The sequence below is a fragment of the Granulicatella sp. 20925_1_45 genome (assembly GCF_041433555.1).
Classification (GTDB): Bacteria; Bacillota; Bacilli; order Lactobacillales; family Aerococcaceae; genus Granulicatella.
The window spans coordinates 146958-163071 of the sequence record NZ_JAPWBR010000001.1; the positions used below are offsets into that span (position 1 = coordinate 146958).

A 16114-nucleotide genomic window follows, 5' to 3' on the forward strand; every position below is an offset into this window, starting at 1 on the left:
GATATCTTACAATAGTTTGAAATAGAATGCAAGGATTTTACCGCAAAAAAATAAAGAATCTAGTCGGTTTCCTGGCTAGATTCTTTAAGCGTTTATTTTAATTTAGATGTCACTTTCTTCTTCGAGAAGGTACGCTCTTGTTTATTTCCTAATGCGTTCAAACGGGCATCCAATAGAATATGGCGTCCTTCTACGCTTCGGGTATAGATGATTTCGTATGAGCCGATGTATTTTTCGATGTTGGCAACAAAGACGATGACGTCTTCTTTTCGTTTATCGAACATGCTTGGGACGGCAAAATATTTCGTTTGGTCATTGACCCAAGTCATGGCTCTTAGAATATAGCGCTGGTTCTCGATTGGAGCAAAGAATTCCGATAGCGACTGTGCAAAAATTTCTTTTTCGCGCAAGGTTCCACCCTTTAGATAAGTGGCTGTTTGAATCGAATTCTTATCTCCGCGAACGACTCTGGCCTTGCAGTTTTGAGTCTGCAAGTGTCCAGACGCCAGCAAGGCTTTTCGGACGGCTTCGGCAAAAAGTTCGAGGCGTTTATACGGACTCTTGTATAGGAAATATCTCAACCAAACGATGTTTAACACGATAAGCGATAGGATTCCCACTGAATATAAGAGTTGGGACGGTCCGTTCGCAAAATCGAGGATGATATAGATGATTAGTTCCGTCAGTGCGATTGCTTGCGCATAGGTTAGAATTTTTCGTGCATCTGTCAAAAGAACGGTTGGCAAGAATGTCTTGTCCACTGCAACTTCATTAGAGACTTCCATGTCTTCTAGAAGCGGAAGGGATTCATTCCAGCGTTCTCTTAACTCTTCGCGGTTACGCGAGCGTTCGATGGTCTCTTGATTGAGTTTTGTTAAATCCTTCTTCGTAAACTTGATTGTTCCAAGGTCTAATCGATCCACGCCTGATTCAATCGTGTTTTCATTATAGTGTAATCCTAAGAACTGCTTCATGCGGCGTTGTAATAATTCCATATCCGGACTATCGATTCCCACAGCAACCTCTTCGTCTTCTTTCTTCTTGAAAAGTTTTTTCTCTGCCAAATTGATGGACACAAGATACCAAACACTACTTGTCTTATCCGGATTTTCCGGCCAAATGCGAATCGCGCGACCTCGCATCTGATTGCTGAGCATGAAACTTCCGACAAAGCTGGCGAGAATTAATGAGTTCACGCATGGCGCATCCCAACCTTCACCGAGGAGAGATTTTGTTCCAATCACGACATGAATGTGTCCTTCTTGGAAGAGCTGTGTCACGGCGCTGACTAAATCATGTTGCGAACCTACTAAACGCACCTTCACATAGTCGTTTTCATCGAGTTGGCCTACTGGTTGGAACGTAATCTTATTGGGGCCAAAAATAGCCTCTAGACGCGGTTTCACTGCTGATGGAATAATTACGAGACTTCCTGTTAAAACGGCTACAGGAACGTCTAATTGCTGCTCCACAAGCTCTCTACGAAGGACTTCAAAGTACGGTAATACGCCCAGTTGGCTATATTGAACTTCTGGATTTCCTAAGTGCGTCTCAAAGTCTTTTCGAATGAAGTCGGTTAGAATCAATTGTCTCAATTCGCTGCCTAATGTTTCGTATTCCGCCTTGAAAATGTCTCGGACTGCGTTTAATTTCCCAAGAGATTGATTTAACAGTTGGTCGAGTTGTTTATTACGAAGTAACTGCACTTGTTTACGGTCAATCAACCCGAGCGATTTCAACTCATGTTTCAATTCTTTACAGTCTTCTTCGGATAAATCATACCAATGCGGCACGTCGAATAACATTCCCTGTAAGAGAATTTCAAACCACGCCAAGTCAAATGTCGGAAGCAGGCTTGCCCCCAGTAATTGTTGGAAATGTTTCGGGAACTCGATGCCTTTATGTCGTAGGAAAATCAGTGTTGCCGAGAGATACTTCGGCTCGTTTAAGAGTTCATCTTCTGAAATGGTGCCATCGAGCGCGCGGCTTGTTCTCACCGCCTCACAAAACATCGAATCAGACGATAGATTTTTCAAGAAGGCTCTATTCTGCGTAGAAAACTGATCGAGTTGTTTCTCTTCTTCCTTCGTTGGGAAAGAGAAATACACATAGTCCTGGTGTGGACATAAACTGCCCTCTTTAACGAGTTCTGGAACGGTAATTTCTTCATCGATTTCCCCACACATGGCCACATAACGCTCCCAAAGTGCAGGCTCTCCTTCATACGGAGGTGTTGCCGTCAGCGAAATCACACTGATGTCCGCAAAGGATTTACGGAAGGTTTCTAGACTCTTCCACCATTCATTTCGCAAGTGATGACACTCATCGAGGCACAATGTTCCAAGATTTGCTTCCTTAAAGAGCTTAATAATATCCACGTCTTTAAAATCAAAGTGCTCGTTCTCGACCACATCATCCGTATCCTCTACTTCCGCGTCGCCTTCCAGACGATTAATGGCACTGTGCAACGCTTGATACGTCGCAACGGTGATGGTCTTTGGCTGCTTTAGATTTTGCGAAATCATTTCATCGGCTAGACTCGCATCATCCAAAAACGCCTCACGAATACGGTCCACCCACTGCTGGCGAATCGTCACGGTCGGCACTAAAATAAGCGCAGGATTACTATTGCGACGGATAAATTCAATTCCTAGCGTCGTTTTCCCAGAACCTGGAGCCGCCACCAAATGAATATGGCCATCCGCCATAATCGTATCGCTCTTTTCTAAAATGCGCTTTTGGTACTGGCGCCACTCGCCTTTAAAAGCTAGATGATCTAACATCAGGCTCCTCCTCTCCCTTCGAATCTTCTCTCTTATTTTATCACTCTTCCCTCTATAAAAGAAGGATGACAAAGCTTATGTCGAATCAGGCTTTCAGAAATCAATAAAAAAATGGACCCACACTGTGAGTCCATGTCATTATTCTGTCTTACACCTGGCTCGAACCGGTGCCCCGTAACAGTTCATATGAAGACATCCGTGAGAATTCGAAGTAATCCGCTATTCTCAACTATTTTATGCTTCTATTTGTTTTTGTTGATAGTCCTTTGAAACTTTCATCAAAGTCTCGTAAGCTTCTGCCAACTCTTCTTTTAAAGTCGCATCTTTCAAGTACGACTGCACCTTGGCAATCACTTCTTTCTCGCGACTGGCATCTAAAATCGCGATACCATTTTCTTTTTTTATACGAGCGACATCGACAACGACTTGCATGCGGCGTTCAAAGAGCGCTACAATCTCGCGGTCGATGGCATCAATCTCTGCGCGTTGTTTTTCTAACACTCGATTTCCTCCTACTGTTAAATTCCAAAGAAGACGCCTAATGGATAACCTACAATAATCGCACTAGCAGCGCTGAGTAGGAATAGGCCTCCTCCGTATACAAAGGCATCCTTTGCATTCGTCCAACCCGAACCGACCGAAATCGCTACATACGGCATACTTGGCGGTGTCATAAAGGCAAGACTTGCCATAAATCCAATCAAGCAGGCAATGGTTCCCGCTTGGACGTCGACGGAGCCTGTCGCATAGACGGTCGTTAATACGGTTGTTACTACCGATACGGTTACTAAGTTTGAAGAGACATTTGTTTGTAATCCTGCCCAGAGGACGAAGATGATTACGACAAGAATTGGGGCCAGTGTCGCAAATACCGGTACGAGTGAACTTTCAAGAAGTCCGATGACTCCTAATTCCGGTTTTGTGACAAGAGTTCCCATGCTTAAAGTGGCTCCAACCAAGAACATACTTGGCCAGTACACACCTTTTTGAAGCCCTTCTTGAATCGATAAGAGTGGTTTCCCGTCAAACGACAGAATCGCCATCACGATGACCCCAATCATCGGTGGGAATGCCATTCCTGCAGTTTTTAGGAAGGCTGCAACATCTGGTAAGAATCCTCCTACGAGTTCTGGTAACACCCATAATAAGACGACGCCCATGAAAATCAGCACTGTTGCCGTTTCGCGTTTGGATTTGGCAGGAAGTGCTTCAAGCGATTCGAGTGGTTTCATTTCGACGTTTGATAAATCCACTCTCCAAATAGTTCTAAGAACAGCCCACATCGCGATAAAGAGCACGAGTCCGGCTGGAATTCCAATCATCATATATTGCGCGTTGGAAATCGCGATTCCTGTCGCATTTTTGTAAAGCGCCATGGCGGTCACAGAGAAGACGTGATTGATTGGCGTCATCGCTGTACCGATTGCTACTGTTGCAAAAAGTGCGATTAGAAGCACCGAAGCCTGTCTATCGCCTTTTTTCAATCCAAGCACAGCCATGATTTCCTCGTAAATCGGGAAGACGATCATAAAGAGAATCGTCGGCGAAATAAAAAGGCTAATGGCAAGAACGCTGGCGTAAAAAGCCCCGATAAAATGCCATGGAGACTTTCCTGCAAAGGAGCTTCCGAGTGCACGCGCGACGAAACGTCTAAGTGCAGGCGTTTGTTCCAAAGCGTAAGTCATTAAGAATGTAAATAATAGGAAGACAAAGGTTGTATTCCCAAACGACAGGCTAAAAATCTGTCCGTAGTTGACGCCTGGAAGCATCCCGATTCCTAACATCACATAGCAGAGAACGCTTGGCCAGTCCGTTGCGACAAAGAGCCAAAGTAATAGACTGCTAAAGAAGATGGATAGGATGGAAATTGTTGGTGCTTCAAGCCCAAATAATGATTGTTGTGTAATGGTTAAAAATCCGCTCGTTCCCATGAGAACAGCGCTGAGTGCAACGATGGATAGTTGCAACTTGGTCCATGTTTTTCCTTTCATTGGTTCACCTCATTCTTATCTATCCTACCTCATTTTTTAGCAGATTGCTATTGGAAATAAAGAGTTTCTGCAAATTTCTAAGCAGTTTTCTACTATTATATAGAAGAAATTTTTCTCAAAACAAAAAGCCGGGCACGAAGCCCGACTCTGGATTAATGTTCTAATTTTAAGGTTTGTGCTAAACGTTTGTACATTAACATCGCAAGTACGCTATTTAGACCGAACTTCACGATATTAAATGGAAGTAATGCGAATGCCATTAATGACCCTAAGTCTGTTACCAATGGGTTTAATGCATGTGCTGCGGCCACGATTTTTTCCATTGGGAAGTTCATCGCTGTTGCGTAAAGTGGGAACATTACGAAGTAGTTCGCTGTCAGTAACACCACTGTCGCTGAAATTGTACCGATGACTAAGCTGATCACCGCTGATTTGAAATTACGGCGACGTTGATAGTAAAGCACTGCTGGTAACATGAAGCTTAAGCTACCGATTAAGTTCACTGTCTCACCGATTCCAAAAGTCATTGACCCGTTATAGAAGAAGTTTAACAACACTTTAATAAGCGCAATCAAGCTTCCGTGCAATGGTCCAAGAAGATATCCACCCAGCAATACTGGTAAATCCGAGAAGTCGAGCTTCACGAATGTTGGGATAAACGGTACGTTGAACGATAATAGCATTAATACGGTACTAATCGCACCAAAGACTCCTACTAGAACAATTTTTTTAGCCGATGTTCTGTTCGACTTTTTTACATTTGTACTCATGGTACGTCCTCCTTCATAGGGCGAAGGAAATTGCACTGTTTCTCAGTTTCAAAGAAAAAAGCAGCATTGAAATGGACCTTTCAATACTGCTCATCAAATAGACTTGTTGAAATAGTGCCATTTTCTCACATCTAGACTATACTATCGGTTCTGGAATTGCACCAGATCATGCCAATCGGCTCGTGGACTATACCACCGGTCAGGAATTTCACCTTGCCCCGAAAATGTTATTTATGTTTGTATTGTAGCACCTCGCCGCCACTTAGGCAATCTCTCTGCCTCAAAAAGCTGTTTTTATGCTGTTTCTCCAATAAAAAAACTTGGATGACGTTTATCATCATCCAAGTCCTGCTATTTGATTGATAAAATTATTTCTTTTCTTCTTTTTGCTCAACAAATCCAAGGCGTTCAATGTTTTCTTTAGATGCTGAAAAACTTACTTTGCCATCTTTCTTAATCAGTGCAACATCCATTGTTTCATATAAACTTGGCGCTTTTGCACGACTTTCTGAGTCATCCAATTTGAACTTCTTCATGTCTATTTCAACAGTGAATGCTATTTCTTTTTCACTATCTACAGAAGTAACTTTTACGCCCTCTGTAGCTTTCATTTGATTCACGATTTCATCTCTTCTTTGACGTGCTGCTGTTGCATATTCCGGAACACTTGATAAACGTACTACGATATCGGTTGTTAGAGATAAAACTGTGTCATTCTCTTTGTCATATACATATGTATAAGTGACCTTCGAATTTTCTGTTTGCAAAACAAATGATGCTTTACTTTCTGAACGGCATCCTAGTAATACAAACAATGTCCCTAGTAGTACAATGGATAATTTCAAGATTTTCTTCATTAGAATACTCCCTTTAATCTGACTTGCTTTTATCATAGAAAATGAACTATCGTTTGTCAAATTCTGTTGAAGTCCACACTCATCATTTATATAAAAAAACTTGGATTACGTTTGCCATAATCCAAGTTCTTCTATATTTATTTTTCTTCTTTTTGCTCAACAAATCCTTTGCTTTCAAGGCTTTCTTTGGATGCTGAAAAACTTATTTTATCGTCTTTTTTTATAAGCGCCACATCCATTGTTCTATATAACTCTGGTGCTTTTGCACGACTTTCTGAATCATCCAATTTGAACTTTTTCATGTCCACTTCAACCGTGAAATTTAATTCTTTTTCAGTGTCTGATGTAGTGACTTTTATGCCTTCGATATCTTTCATTTCATTCACGAGTGCATCTCGATTTTTACGTGTTATTGTATCGTATTCTGGAATATTGGCTAGTTTAATTACTGACTTCGTTGTTAGAGATAAAACTGTGTCATTTCCTTTGTCATATACATACGTAAAAGTAACCTCCGCATTTGCCGTTTGAAAAACAAATGACGCTTTACTTTCTGCACGGCATCCTAGTAATACAAATAATGCTCCTAATAGTACAATCGATAACTTCAATATTTTCTTCATTCAAATACTCCTTAAATCTGACTTGTTTTTATCATAGAAAATGAACTATGGTTTGTCAAATTGCGTTGCTGTCTACATTCAACATTTATATAAAAAAACTTGGATTCCATTCACTGAAATCCAAGTTCATATCGATTATTTCACTTCTTGAAATCCTTCTTTTAGAATACTCTTTTTAGATTCTTCAAAGCTGTAAATACCATCTTTCTTTATTACCGCTGTATGAACGCTACTATATAGAGCTGGCGCTTTAGCACCTGCCTTTCCATCCTCATAGTTAAACTTCTTAAGATCCACTTCAATTGTTATCTTTAGTTCTTTTGCGCTATCAGATTGAGTGACTTTAACCCCTTCAATGCCGCTCGCGTCGTCTACTATTAGTTTTTGGGTACTACGTGCTTTCTCTTCGATTTCTTTACTTTTTGAAATGTCGTAGATGAGATTAAATGTCACAGATGAAACTGAATCTTTTTCTTTATCGTATACATAGGTTATTTTTTGTTTTATATCACTTAAATCAAAAACAAATTCACTTTTAGATTCTGAGCTACAACCGATTAAAACAAATAACGCTCCTAACAACACCATTGTTAATTTCAAAATTTTCTTCATTAGAATACTCCTTTAAATTTGACTTGTCTTTATCATAGAAAATATAGTACCCGATGTCAAATCTGCTTTTATAAAATCACTACAATAAAAAAAGAGCAAACAAAAACCGCCTCCTTTTCAGGAGACGGTCATTTCATTTCATATTAGAAACGGATGTATGTTGCTTGAGCTGCAACGCTTGCTGAGATTGTACGGTAAGAGATTACGTTTAATCCACGTACGTTCATTTCAGAGATGTATAATGAACCATCTGCGTTAACTGCTTCTACGAAAGCTACGTGTCCGTAAGTTGGGTCAGCACCTGCTAAACCTTGTTGGAATACGATTGCTGAACCAGCTGATGGTGAGTGAGATACTGAGTATCCATAGCTACGAGCGTATGATGGCCATTCAGCCGCGTTACCCATCATGCTGTGACCGATTGGTGTACCAACTTGTGCCATACGGTTAAATACGTAGTAAGTACATTGTCCGAAGTATCCACCGTTAAGTGAAGCACGGAAACTTGGGTCAACTGCTGGGAAACCTCCGCCAGTTGTGTAAGTGTAGCTTGATGTTTGTGCTGGAGCTGCTGGTGTTGAAGTAGAGCTTGAAGTTGAAGCTGTACTTGTTGAAGCTGTGCTAGCTGCTGCAGGTGCAGGAGCTTGATATGAAGTTTGTGTAGCAGTTGTTTGTGATTGTGAAGCTTGTGCTGCTAATGCTTGACGAGATGCTTCAGCAATACGAGCTGCTTCTGCTTCAGCTTTTGCTTTTTCTTCAGCTAAACGTTTTTGGAAAGCTTCTTTTTCAGCAACTAATCCATCACGTTTTGCGATTTCAGCTAACTCTTCTTGTGAAAGGTTCGCTAATAATACTTTGTTTTTAGAGAAAGTATCGTTTAATTCTGTTTGTAATGAAGCTAATTCTTTTTCAGCTGCTTCTTGTTCAGCTAATTTTTCTTGTTGAGCTTCTTCTTTAGATTCTACTTGTTTTTTGTCCTCAGCTTGTTGTTGCATTAATTCGCGGTTTGCGCTCATTAAGTCCATTACAACACCGATACGGCTAACCGCATCTGATAAGCTTTCAGCGTTTAATAAGAAATCTAAGTATGAACGAGCACCGTTTGTTTGTACTGAACGAGCTTGTTCTTCTAAACGTGAGTTACGTTCTGCGATTACTTTTTCTAATTTAGCAATTTCAGCTTTTAATGTTTCGATTTGTTCTTGAACTTCAGCTTTTTTAGCTTGAGTTGTATCAATTTTAGTTTGTACATCAGATAATTCTTTCGCTAATGTATCGATTGTAGAATTAACTGCTGATTTTTTCTCATTGATGTTAGCGATTGATGAGTTAACTGTTTCGATTTGTGAATCGAAATCTTGCGCGTTAACTGATGGCGCTAAAGCTCCTAATGATAATACTGTTCCTGTTACTAATACTGTTAATAAACGTTTCTTCAAGTGATTTTCCTCCAATGTTTCTCACTAATATATATTCGAAGTAGCCGGTCACGGCTTTTAATAAAACTTAACTTGGTACTATAATACCATAGGACTTTAGGCCGATGTTGATTTTCTTCGAATTGATAATACCTTGTAACAAAACTGTAACATAACCCGAACGACTGACCTTTTTGATACATAAATAGTTATTTTTTGTGAAATATTACAGTGTAAAATGTGAATTTTTGGAGATTTTTAGCACAGAAAATCATTTAAAAACTATAGGTACGCTCAATACCATGGAAGCTCAGACAGGCTTTATTAACATGGACAACTTCGATACCATTTTCAATGCGGTAACGGTGGAAAAAGTATAATTCCATTTGATTCCAAAGAATCCTTGCGGATTTATTGATAATAACTGTAATGGGGGACCGGTTCGAGCCGAAGTCTCTCACCTTTGGGAGTAAGACAAAAGCTAAAAATGGACTCACAGTGTGAGTCCATTTTGCTTTGTAGTCTTACCCCCGCAAGGCTGATTAGCTTTAAGCAAATCACGAGTGATGAAGCTGAAAGCAATCAGCTACTGCGTTGAAATCTATATCTATAATTATTTTAGAAGGATATAAGACTCCTACTATTTCGCATTTAATCCTATCCCCTATTACGGTTATTATAAAATCCGCCTATTCTTTGGAATCTTATTTTTTTCTCTGCTTGAAAATAGAGCTGCACATTCTGCATTAAAGAAAATTGAGCTTCTATGGATTGAGCGGGTGCAGGTTTAAATGGGAAATTTCTGGCTTTTGCATTCGAAATACGCTCACTAAATCTTGAGTTTGGGAGCCAACAAATTCGGGCTTTTGACCAAAAAGTTATTTTGCAATATAACGTATATGTCATATTGTGTTTTTTACATTTGCTTTTGAAATACGATTGTATAAGCGTTTATAGCAGGTTTAAAAATCTATTTAAAACATTTTTTTAGTTCAAACTTTGTGAACTGCTCGTTATCGTCAGTTCATCAAGCAAAAAAATTCTTAGTCGTTTTGGATGCAATGCACCCGGAGGATGATTCTGTAGAATACTGCGGATTTTATCATCACAGTAACGTGGTAGAGCATAAAAACGAGGGAGAAAGACAGAAATGTCATGGATACATTTGTATCTATGGCATTTCGTTTTCTTTCCCCCACAAAGTTGAATAGGAATGAGATAGCTGTTTACAGCTAGACTCATTCCATTCAACCACTGTGCTAAGAGGGCGTAGGATTGTTAATCCGTACGCCCTCTTTGAGGCTTTTAAGGCGCAAGACCAAGGCTTGCGCCGGTGCAACGTTACAGTGATGATAATTAAATCTGCAAGGATTCAAAAGAATCATCCATAAGTCTTTTATTTCAATACCACTAAGAAGTATTTTTTCTTACCGCGGCGGACGATGACGAAGCGTTCTTCGAAGGATTGTTCTTTCGTCCATTCGAATTCGAGGTCCGTTACTTTTTCACCGTTGATAGAAATCGCGCCGTTTTGAATGTCTTCGCGTGATTGTCTTCTTGATGGTTCGATGCCAAGGTCCACAAGCCAAGTTGCTAGGTTTTGGCTTTCTTTTGAACTTTCAAATGTTGGCATGTTTTTGAAGCCTTGTTCGATTTCGTCGGCTGTTAATTGTTGTACGTTCCCTGTGAAGAGCGCGTTTGTAATTTTCTTCGCGTCTTCTAAGGCTTTTTCGCCGTGAACGAAGCGAGTCACTTCTTCGGCAAGGCGGATTTGTGCTTCACGTTTATGTGGTTCTGTCGCCACTTTTTCTTCGAGCTCTTCGATTTCTTCGCGTTCTAGGAATGTGAAGTACTTGATGTATTTAATCACGTCGCGGTCATCTTGGTTTAACCAGAATTGGTAGAATTCGTATGGAGTTGTCTTTTCAGGGTCAAGCCATACAGCACCACCAGCTGATTTTCCGAATTTTGTACCGTCTGATTTTAACATCAACGGAATTGTTAAACCGTACGCACGAGACTCTGCGCCTTCTACTTTACGGATTAATTCAAGACCTGAAGTGATGTTCCCCCATTGGTCTGCACCACCGATTTGGACTTGCACGTCTTCTGTCTTGAATAAATGCAAGAAGTCCATTGATTGTAGGATTTGGTATGAGAATTCTGTAAATGAAATCCCCACTTCTAGACGGCTTGCGACCACGTCTTTTGCCAGCATTGTGTTCAAGTTGAAATGCTTCCCGTAGTCACGTAAGAAGTCTAATAATGATAAATCTTTTGTCCAATCGTAGTTGTTTACAAGGCGCAATGTTGCTTGGTCTTCATCTGTTGTGAAGAATAATTTCTTCATTTGCGCTGTTAATTTTTCAACGTTGTGTTGAACTTGTTCCATTGATTGAAGTACACGTTCGCTTGTACGACCACTCGGATCTCCGATTGAACCTGTCGCTCCACCAATTAAGATGACTGGTTTGTGTCCTGCTAATTGGAAACGACGAAGAATCATAAATGGAATTAAGTGTCCAATGTGCATGCTGTCACCAGTTGGGTCTACCCCACAATAGAGCGATACAGCCTTTTCGTTTGTTAAGGAACGTAAGCCTTCTTCATCTGTCATTTGGTTGATGGCACCGCGCCATTCTAAATCATCGATAATGTTCATCTTGTTTCTTCCCTTCTTTCTTGTAAATAAAAAATCCCTAATAGCCAAAAAGACTATTAGGGACGATTTTCACCGTGTTACCACCCTTGTTGACGATGCCAGGCATCATCCACTCGAGCATCCTTATCGCGGATGAGACGTCCTGACGGATAGCTCCCAAGTGTACTTCGCGGATGTGGGGGATTGTCTTGCACCGACCGACAATTCTCTTCTTTCACCCGTGGACAACCACTACTGCGCTTGTTCATTGCTTCTATATGTGCATTTAGTATACGGCTTATCCTACTTGATGTCAATGACTACATTTCATCTGGAGCAGCTACGCCAAGAAGCGCTAAGCCTTGTTTTAGGATGCTTGCTGTTGTTTGTACTAAAGCGATACGGCTGTTGAAGGCTTCATCTTCAACGAGTACTTTTGTATGTGCGTAATATTTATTGAACGCTTGTGCTAAATTGATAACGAATTTCGCAATCGCTGATGGTTCGCATTTTTCTTCAGCAAAGCGGACAACGTTTGGATAGTTTTCGATGAGTTTCAATACTTCCCACGCATCATCGTCTGTTAATGAGAACGCCTCTTTTGTATCGACAATATGGTTGGCTTTACGTAAAATACTCATCGCACGAGCATGCGTATATTGTACGTATGGCCCTGTTTCTCCTTCGAATTGCACGACTTCTTCAAGCGCGAAGTCGAAGTTATTTGTACGGTCGTTCTTCAAGTCGTGGAAAATTACCGCACCCACCCCAACAGCATGTGCTACTGCTTCTTTGTTTTCAAGCGATGGATTTTTCGCTTCGATTTGTTTCAACGCAAGTTCTGTCGCTTCTTTTAACACGCCTTCAAGAAGGATGATTTTTCCTTTACGTGTCGATAATTTCTTACCGTTCAATGTGATTAGTCCGAATGGAATATGCACGATATCTTCAGACCAAGGTAAGTTTAATTCGTTTAAGACTGCTTTTAATTGTTTGAAGTGGTTTGATTGTTCCATCCCTACCACGTAAATACATTTTGCAAAATCATAAGTATTCTTACGGTAGTTTGCAGCTGCTAAGTCACGTGTCATATATAATGTTGCGCCGTCTGATTTTTTAATCAACGCTGGTGGTAAATCATATTTCTCAAGGTCTACGATGGTAGCACCATTATCCACTTTTAATAAGTTGGCGTCTTCAAGCATGTCGACCACAACGTCCATCTTGTCGTTATAGAACGCTTCACCGTTGTAAGAATCAAAAGTCACGCCTAGTAAGTCATATACGCGGTTGAATTCTTTTAAGGATTCACTTCTGAACCATTCCCATAGACGAACGGCTTCAGCATCTCCATCTTCTAGTTTTTTGAACCATGCACGACCTTTGTCATCGAGCGTTGGGTCTAGTTCTGCTTCTTCGTGGAAACGAACGTACAATTTAATCAGTTCTGCGATTGGATCTGCTTTTACAAGCTCTTCGCTTCCCCATAATTTGTACGCTTCGATGAGTTTCCCGAATTGTGTTCCCCAATCTCCTAAGTGGTTGATACGAATTGGCTCGTAGCCCACTTTTTTCTCAAGGTTCGCAATCGCGTTCCCGATTACTGTTGAACGTAAATGTCCCATTGACATTGGTTTTGCAATATTTGGTGAAGACATATCGATGACCACTTTACGTCCTTGACCGTAATCCCAGTCACCGTAATGTTCTCCAAGTTCTAAGACTTCTTTTAAGACTTCATCGGCAAAAGCGCTACGTTCTAAGAAGAAGTTCGCGTATGGTCCCATTGCTTCTGCACGTTCGATGTGCTTATCGCTAACGGCTTCCACGATTTCTGTCGCGATGGCTTGTGGAGCTTTACGTAATACTTTTGCAAGTGTAAATGCAGGGAAAGCAAGGTCCCCTTGGTTTGCGTATTTAGGCACTTCAATCATTGATACGATTTCATCAACGCTTAAATGCTCACAGACTGTTTTTGCGATTTGTTCTGCAACAATTTTCTTATAATTCATCTTTGTTCTCCTTTTCTTTGGTTTTTATACTCGGATATCCATTTGCACAAAAAAATCCCTATACGACGACAGTCATATAGAGACGAGAATTCCCGTGGTACCACTCTGCTTGCTCAAATTGAGCCACTTTACTCGGTAACGGCGAATCCGGATTATCCTACATTTCAAATAATCATTTCAAAAGTGCGGTTCATTTTTAATGAATGGTTGGCTTTCACCCTTCCAACTCGCTAATACATTCGGTTAAAAACTACTCTCTTTTTCATCAATTTTGCTATTTAACTGTCATCCACTGTATCATAACTAGCCTCATTTTGCAATTTTACTTCTCTTTGAAATAACGAATCCCATTGACCACTGAAGAAATCGCAAATAATACTGCCACAATTCCATAGAGGGGCTTCGAAACGAACGCTAAAATCACAAAGGCAATCGCACAAATGGCGTACACAATACATTGATATAAGTTTTGATTCATCCCTGTCACCTACTTCAATTTATCATGGTCATACGTGTGCACGAGTTCAAGCCCTGCAAAACGTTGTTGACGAAGCGCTTCGTATACGACAATCGCTGCCGTATTCGACAAGTTCAATGACCTTACATGCGTATCGTTCATCGGAAGACGCAAGCATTTTTCTTCGTTTTCACGCATAAACTCTTCAGGAAGGCCGGTTGTTTCTTTCCCGAACATGAAGAATTGTTCCTCATCGCGGGCTAAATCCACCTCATCATACGTATGGTTAGCGAATTTTGTAATTAAATATAATGGACGTTCTCCTAAATACTCCAGGAACGCTTCAAGGGATTGGTGATACGTAATATCGACATCATGCCAATAATCAAGCCCCGCGCGTTTTAAGTGCTTATCATCTGTCGAGAATCCAAGCGGTTCAATCAGGTGCAGTGGCGAATTCGTCGCTGCACATGTTCTTGCGATATTTCCAGTATTGGCTGGGATTTGTGGTTCAAATAATACGATATGATTTACCGTCATTTGGTTGCCTCTTCTCTATATTTTTTCTTGTAAGACTACAATTGCTTTATCTAATTCTTCCACTAACTCGATATCTTCCTTCGACGGATTTTCGAGAGAAGCGAGTTTCTTGGTTGCTGCTGCTTTTTGCTCGTTAAAATAATCGATCATCTCTTGATTCGACTCATTCACGATTTCTGCAACGGCCCATGCAGCAGTTCCCTTCATTACAGGACGCATATCTTCTTTCATAACACGAAGAAGAAGTGGTACTGCCGTTTTATCACGGTAGTTGGCCAGGGCGATAGTCGCATTTCGTTGCAACGGCTTCTTCCCACGCCACGATCCAGCCATTTTGCCAAAACGCTCCTTGAATTCCTTGTTCGAAATCGTCACGAGCGGCTTCAATAGCGGATGCGTCTCTTCAACGGATGGCTCCATTTCAGGATGCAAGTGGAAATCTTTCCCCTTATTATATGGACACACTTGCTGGCAAATGTCACAGCCGTAAATCACATGCCCGATTTTTTTACGAAACTCTTGCGGCATAAAGCCCTTCGTCTGCGTCTGATACGACAAGCAGCGCATGGCATTCATTCGTCCATCTCCAAGGAGCGCACCGGTTGGACAGAAATCCACACAGCGCGTACAATCGCCGCAGCCGTAGTCCACCATTTCATCGGTTGGAAACTCGATATTCGTAATCAACTCGCCTAAGTAGACATACGAGCCAAATTCCTTCGTAATGAGAAGTCCATTTTTGCCGACAAAGCCAATCCCCGCACGCTCAGCCACGCGGACATCGATTAATTCGCCCGTGTCGACCATCGGCTTAAATCTTGAATCTTCGTCTTGAACTTCTTCTTTGATGTAATGAATCAGTGCTTCCATGCGTCTTGAGAGAATAAAGTGATAATCCTCCCCCCACGAAGCCCGCGCAAAGGCCCCGCGACGCTCTCCCTTCACACGTTCCGGCTTATTCTTTGGAAGTGTCGGATACGCCAGCGCGATGGAAATAATGGTTTTTGGAGTGTCGAAGATTTTCTCAGGATAAATACGCTCTTCTAGCACTGGATGCTCAAATCCTGTCGTATGGCCGAGTTCTTTGGAACGACGCATGCTCTCTTCTAAGTGCGTAAACGGCTCGGCAGAAGCAAAACCAATCTTATCGATTCCAAGCTCTTTACTTTTAGCGATAATTTTCTGTTTTAAGACTGCTGTATCCATCAAAAACCTCCTCTCTTTCTTCCTATCTATTGTACTATACTTCTCTTTTATCACAAAGTGTCTAAATTTTGAGCAAAAAAAAACGCTAGCCTTCGGTGTAAACACTGCGAAAGTTAACGTTAGTCGAACATCTCTTGCCGTGCAAAATGAATTACAGAGCAAAAGATTATTTGTATAATAGCGCTTTTCTAAGAAAAAATCAAC

Annotated in this window: 13 protein-coding genes, 1 riboswitch and 2 other annotated features; all 13 genes read right to left on the reverse strand. The window is 41.0% G+C overall.

Annotation, left to right across the window (positions count from 1 at the left end):
- Positions 1–92 precede the first annotated feature (92 nt).
- The gene (locus O3798_RS00810) at positions 93–2783 is read right to left on the reverse strand and encodes a DEAD/DEAH box helicase family protein (protein WP_371462524.1); all 2691 of its coding nucleotides are present in this window, start codon (positions 2781–2783) and stop codon (positions 93–95) included.
- A gap of 234 nt (positions 2784–3017) precedes the next feature.
- Positions 3018–3284 carry a chorismate mutase gene (locus O3798_RS00815; RefSeq protein WP_169068782.1) on the reverse strand — a complete coding sequence of 89 codons (267 nt, stop codon included), beginning with the start codon at positions 3282–3284 and terminating at the stop codon, positions 3018–3020.
- 17 nt (positions 3285–3301) lie between these two features.
- Positions 3302–4774, reverse strand: coding sequence for an SLC13 family permease (locus tag O3798_RS00820; protein WP_371462526.1), 1473 nt, complete (start codon positions 4772–4774; stop codon positions 3302–3304).
- A 152-nt stretch (positions 4775–4926) separates the two neighbouring features.
- Positions 4927–5544 carry an ECF transporter S component gene (locus O3798_RS00825; RefSeq protein ID WP_048710797.1) on the reverse strand — a complete coding sequence of 206 codons (618 nt, stop codon included), beginning with the start codon at positions 5542–5544 and terminating at the stop codon, positions 4927–4929.
- Between the two features lie 115 nt (positions 5545–5659).
- A riboswitch (FMN riboswitch) is annotated at positions 5660–5774 on the reverse strand.
- 138 nt (positions 5775–5912) lie between these two features.
- A complete protein-coding gene (locus O3798_RS00830; RefSeq protein WP_371462528.1) occupies positions 5913–6401 on the reverse strand; it encodes a hypothetical protein in 489 nt (162 codons plus the stop codon).
- Positions 6402–6538: 137 nt separating this feature from the next.
- Positions 6539–7024 carry a DUF1307 domain-containing protein gene (locus tag O3798_RS00835; protein ID WP_371462530.1) on the reverse strand — a complete coding sequence of 162 codons (486 nt, stop codon included), beginning with the start codon at positions 7022–7024 and terminating at the stop codon, positions 6539–6541.
- A gap of 135 nt (positions 7025–7159) precedes the next feature.
- Positions 7160–7636, reverse strand: a complete 477-nt coding sequence (locus O3798_RS00840; protein WP_371462532.1) for a hypothetical protein — start codon at positions 7634–7636, stop codon at positions 7160–7162.
- Positions 7637–7779: 143 nt separating this feature from the next.
- Complete coding sequence (locus O3798_RS00845) at positions 7780–9075, reverse strand: CHAP domain-containing protein (protein ID WP_371462534.1); 1296 nt, start codon at positions 9073–9075, stop codon at positions 7780–7782.
- Between the two features lie 1375 nt (positions 9076–10450).
- Positions 10451–11716, reverse strand: a complete 1266-nt coding sequence (tyrS, locus tag O3798_RS00850; RefSeq protein WP_371462536.1) for a tyrosine--tRNA ligase — start codon at positions 11714–11716, stop codon at positions 10451–10453.
- Positions 11717–11771: 55 nt separating this feature from the next.
- Positions 11772–11973: a binding site (T-box leader), on the reverse strand.
- 42 nt (positions 11974–12015) lie between these two features.
- Positions 12016–13707, reverse strand: coding sequence for an arginine--tRNA ligase (argS, locus tag O3798_RS00855; protein ID WP_371462538.1), 1692 nt, complete (start codon positions 13705–13707; stop codon positions 12016–12018).
- Between the two features lie 75 nt (positions 13708–13782).
- Positions 13783–13982 (reverse strand) — a binding site (T-box leader).
- Between the two features lie 47 nt (positions 13983–14029).
- Positions 14030–14185, reverse strand: a complete 156-nt coding sequence (locus tag O3798_RS00860) for a hypothetical protein (RefSeq protein WP_371462540.1) — start codon at positions 14183–14185, stop codon at positions 14030–14032.
- Positions 14186–14194: 9 nt separating this feature from the next.
- Positions 14195–14704, reverse strand: a complete 510-nt coding sequence (trmL, locus tag O3798_RS00865) for a tRNA (uridine(34)/cytosine(34)/5-carboxymethylaminomethyluridine(34)-2'-O)-methyltransferase TrmL (RefSeq protein ID WP_371462542.1) — start codon at positions 14702–14704, stop codon at positions 14195–14197.
- 15 nt (positions 14705–14719) lie between these two features.
- Positions 14720–15910, reverse strand: a complete 1191-nt coding sequence (gene queG, locus O3798_RS00870; protein WP_371462544.1) for a tRNA epoxyqueuosine(34) reductase QueG — start codon at positions 15908–15910, stop codon at positions 14720–14722.
- Between the last annotated feature and the right edge of the window lie 204 nt (positions 15911–16114).

Excerpts from the sequence above, each read along its gene's own strand:
- trmL (WP_371462542.1), bottom strand. The coding sequence starts at position 14,704 with ATGACGGTAAATCATATCGTATTATTTGAACCACAAATCCCAGCCAAT.
- O3798_RS00825 (WP_048710797.1), bottom strand. The coding sequence starts at position 5,544 with ATGAGTACAAATGTAAAAAAGTCGAACAGAACATCGGCTAAAAAAATT.
- queG (WP_371462544.1), bottom strand. The coding sequence starts at position 15,910 with ATGGATACAGCAGTCTTAAAACAGAAAATTATCGCTAAAAGTAAAGAG.
- O3798_RS00830 (WP_371462528.1), bottom strand. The coding sequence starts at position 6,401 with ATGAAGAAAATCTTGAAATTATCCATTGTACTACTAGGGACATTGTTT.
- O3798_RS00835 (WP_371462530.1), bottom strand. The coding sequence starts at position 7,024 with ATGAAGAAAATATTGAAGTTATCGATTGTACTATTAGGAGCATTATTT.
- tyrS (WP_371462536.1), bottom strand. The coding sequence starts at position 11,716 with ATGAACATTATCGATGATTTAGAATGGCGCGGTGCCATCAACCAAATG.
- argS (WP_371462538.1), bottom strand. The coding sequence starts at position 13,707 with ATGAATTATAAGAAAATTGTTGCAGAACAAATCGCAAAAACAGTCTGT.
- O3798_RS00860 (WP_371462540.1), bottom strand. The coding sequence starts at position 14,185 with ATGAATCAAAACTTATATCAATGTATTGTGTACGCCATTTGTGCGATT.
- O3798_RS00810 (WP_371462524.1), bottom strand. The coding sequence starts at position 2,783 with ATGTTAGATCATCTAGCTTTTAAAGGCGAGTGGCGCCAGTACCAAAAG.
- O3798_RS00840 (WP_371462532.1), bottom strand. The coding sequence starts at position 7,636 with ATGAAGAAAATTTTGAAATTAACAATGGTGTTGTTAGGAGCGTTATTT.
- O3798_RS00820 (WP_371462526.1), bottom strand. The coding sequence starts at position 4,774 with ATGAAAGGAAAAACATGGACCAAGTTGCAACTATCCATCGTTGCACTC.